This window comes from Flavobacterium pedocola (assembly GCF_053764385.1).
This window is the reverse complement of the sequence record NZ_JBSNCR010000030.1, coordinates 1-509: the sequence shown is the minus strand read 5'-3', so window position 1 is coordinate 509 and position 509 is coordinate 1. Positions and strand designations below refer to the sequence as shown.

1 pseudogene is annotated in these 509 nt (G+C 53.6%); it reads right to left on the bottom strand.

Annotated features, from left to right (window positions below):
• A pseudogene (locus ACWPKD_RS15245) lies at window positions 1–509 on the bottom strand (hypothetical protein); the annotation flags it as partial.

Below are 509 nucleotides of genomic sequence, written 5' to 3'. Positions count from 1 at the left end.
TGCCACAACCTCCTGTAAGCGGAATGCTGTAGTTGAATACCCCTGAAGCTGTTGGCGTTCCACTGATGGTAATCGTATTAGCTGCCCAAGTAGCCGTAACACCTGCAGGTAAGCCTGTAGCTGCTCCGATGCCGGTAGCTCCTGTAGTAGTATGCGTGATGGCAGTCATCGCTGTGCTGATACAAAGCGTTGGGGATGCCGATGCCGCACTTACCGTATTGTTCGGGGTTACCGTGATGGTGCCCGTAGCCGATACTGTTCCACAACCTCCTGTTAACGGAATGCTGTAGTTGAACACTCCTGATGCTGTTGGCGTTCCACTGATGGTAATCGTATTAGCTGCCCAAGTAGCCGTAACACCTGCAGGTAAACCTGTAGCTGCTCCGATGCCGGTAGCTCCTGTAGTAGTATGCGTGATAGCCGTCATCGCCGTGCTGATACAAAGCGTTGGGGATGCCGATGCCGCACTTACCGTATTGTTCGGGGTTACCGTGATGGTGCCCGTAGCC